Annotated in this window: 2 protein-coding genes and 1 pseudogene; 1 reads left to right on the top strand and 2 read right to left on the bottom strand. The window is 72.0% G+C overall.

From position 1 onward, the window contains the following. Positions 1-209 (bottom strand): annotated as a pseudogene (locus ACYVE9_RS21000) (ArgS-related anticodon-binding protein NrtL); the annotation flags it as partial. Between the two features lie 52 nt (positions 210-261). After that, positions 262-738 (bottom strand): response regulator, encoded by a 477-nt coding sequence (locus tag ACYVE9_RS20995; protein ID WP_461029441.1) that lies wholly within the window; start codon positions 736-738, stop codon positions 262-264. A gap of 153 nt (positions 739-891) precedes the next feature. Here ACYVE9_RS20995 and ACYVE9_RS20990 point away from each other — a divergent pair, with 153 nt between their 5' ends. Beyond that, the gene (locus ACYVE9_RS20990) at positions 892-2,988 is read left to right on the top strand and encodes a neutral/alkaline non-lysosomal ceramidase N-terminal domain-containing protein (RefSeq protein ID WP_461029440.1); all 2,097 of its coding nucleotides are present in this window, start codon (positions 892-894) and stop codon (positions 2,986-2,988) included. Positions 2,989-3,019 lie beyond the last annotated feature (31 nt).

Below are 3,019 nucleotides of genomic sequence, written 5' to 3'. Positions count from 1 at the left end.
GACGGGCGCAGGATCTCCGCGATCTCGCGGGCCGGGCGGCCCAGCGCCGGGGCCAGCCGCAGCGCGATGTTCGACGCGTAGTCGGCGTCACCGTGCGGCGGCTTGCGCAACGTGACCAGTCGCGGCTCGTCCGTCGCCGGCAGCGAGCCGGCGGCGACGGCGCGCCGCAGTGAGCGCAGCACGCTCCGGGACAGCTGGTCAGGGGTCACGGGGGCAAGCCTAGGCGAGAGAGGGCGGGGCTCGTCGAACCGGTTTCACCCCTCAGGACGGCCGGGGCACGGACTCCGCGCTCTCCGTGACCGCGGGAGGGGCGCCGCCCGCCCCGCGGGGACTGCCCTGACCGGCCTGACCGGCCTGCCCGTACGGGCCCGCTCCGCTGTGCAGCAGCCGTCGGACCAGCTGCACGAGGTCACCCGGCTCGAACGGTTTGGCGAGGAAGGCGTCCGCCACGTCCACCTCGCCGCCCATCCGGTTGCAGCCGCTGACCAGCGCCACCGGGATGCTGCGGGTCCGCGGATCGGCCCGGAGCCGCTGCGCGGTGCGCAGCCCGTCCAGACGGGGCATCGCGACGTCGAGGGTGATGACGTCCGGCCGCACCCGGTGGACCACGTCCAAGCACTCGGCACCATCGGCCGCGGTCACGACCTCGAAGCCCTCCAGCTCCAGGTTGACCTTGATCAGTTGCCGGATCACCTTGTTGTCGTCCACCACAAGGACCCGGCCCGACGCCCCAGGCACACCTGAAGCGTAGGCGGCCGATACCGGCTGCGTCCGGGTTTTGCCTGTTTCCGCCCCGGGCCCGCCGCTTGCCGGGCCGCCCCGGGGTCCCTGCCAACACCCTTGTCACGCAGGTGTCTTCACGCCCGAGCTACTGCCTGGTACCACAGTTGGGTGGCCTCTCACCGTGTTCGGACCGCCGCCGCGTTCGCGGTCGCCGTCGCCTTGCTGCTCACACCCACGACCGCCTTCGGCGGTACCCCCGCCCCAGCCGCCCCCGATTCCTCCGCCGGCGCCGCGCGGGCGTCGTCGTCGTCCGCCGAGCATCCCTATCTCGTGGGCCGCGGGGTGGCCGACGCCACCGGTGAGGTCGCCGAGGCCGGGATGATGGGCTACGCCCGCGTCGACCAGGTCTCCGAGGGACTGCACACCCGGATGCGCTCCCGGGCGTTCGTGATCGAGGACCGCACGAGCGGCAAGCGGGTCCTGGTCATCGTCGCCGACTCACCGATGATCTTCTCCAGCGTGCACCAGCGGGTGCTGGAGGGGTTGGAGGAGCGCTACGGCGACCTGTACTCCGAGCAGAACGTCATGATCACCGCCACCCACTCGCACTCCGGTCCCGGCGGCTACTCGCACCACACGCTCTACAACGTCACCTCCCTCGGTTACCGGGAGAAGACGTTCCGGGCGGTCAGCGACGGCATGCTGGCGTCCGTGGAGCGCGCGCACGCCGATCTGGCCCCGGCCTCGCTGACGCTGACCCACGGCGAACTGCACGACGCGAACGTGAACCGGTCCAAGAAGGCGTTCGACCGCAACCCGGCCGCGGACCGGGAGTTCTTCCCCGAGGGCCGCGATCCGCAGACGACTCTGCTGCGCATCGAGCGGGACGGCCGCCCGGTCGGCGCGATCAACTGGTTCGCCACCCACAACACCTCGATGACCGGTGAGAACAGACTCGTCAGCGCCGACAACAAGGGCTTCGCTGCCCACCACTGGGAGCGGGAGGTCGAGCACGGCGACTATCTCGCGGACACGCCACCGGACTTCGTGTCGGCGTTCGCGCAGACCAACGCCGGTGACATGTCGCCGAACATCCACCTCGACCCGGCCGACGAGCTGGCCGAGAAGCAGTTCGAGAACACCCGCACCATCGGTCTGCGTCAGTACGAGGCCGCGGCGGACCAACTCTCCGACGAGGGCGACCGGTTGGCCGGCGGCGTCGACTCCCGGCTGGCCTGGATCGACCTCTCCGACGTGCAGGTGCGCCCGGAGTTCACCGGCGACGGCCGCAGCCACCGCACCTGCGAGCCCGCCTACGGCACCAGCGCCGCCGCGGGCAGCACCGAGGACGGCCCGGCGCTGCCGGTCTTCCAGGAGGGCGAGAACCCGTTCTGGGACGCGATCTCGCACACCGTGCTCTACCGGGCCTCCCCGGAGCTGAAGGACTGCCAGTCCCCGAAGGGCCTGCTGCTGCCGCTGGGTGAGATGAACCGGCTGCTGCCCTGGGTCCAGGAGGAGGCACCCGTCCAGTTGATGCGGATCGGCGACCTGCACCTGATCGGCCTGCCCCACGAGGTGACCGTGGCCGCCGGACTGCGCCTGCGCCGTACCGTCGCCGAGATCACCGGCGCCGACGTGCGGAACGTGCTGGTCGCCGGCTACTCCAACGCCTACCTGCACTACCTGACGACACCCGAGGAGTACGACGCCCAGCAGTACGAGGGCGGCAGCACCCTGTTCGGTCGCTGGCAGCTGCCGGCGCTCCAGCAGACCGCCGCCGACCTGGCCGCCCGGATGCGGGACGGCCGTCCGGCGCCCAGCGGACCGGTGCCCGCCGACCTGTCCGGGCAGCAGCTGATCCGCCCGCCGGGCGTGGTGCTGGACACGCCGCCGCTGTTCCGCAGCTTCGGTGACGTGCTGACCCAGCCGGCCGCCTCGTACGCCCCCGGCAGCACCGCCACCGCCGTCTTCGTCGGCGCCCACCCGAACAACGACCTCCGCCACGGCTCCACCTACCTGGAGGTCCAGCGCCGCACGGGTGACCGCTGGCAGCGGATCGCCGACGACGGCGACTGGTCGACGACGTTCCGCTGGGCCCGGGACGGTGTCAGCGCCTCTAAGGTCACACTCTCCTGGGACATCCCCGCCGGCACCGCCCCCGGCGAGTACCGCATCCGCTACTCCGGGGACGCCCGCAGCCTGCTGGGCAAGATCACTCCCATCAGCGGCACCAGCCGCTCCTTCACCGTTACCGGCACGGGCTGAGAGGCGGAGCCGACCGGCCCCGGGGCGCCCG

The sequence above is a fragment of the Streptomyces sparsus genome, assembly GCF_054776295.1.
This window is presented reverse-complemented; position numbering and strand designations above follow the sequence as displayed.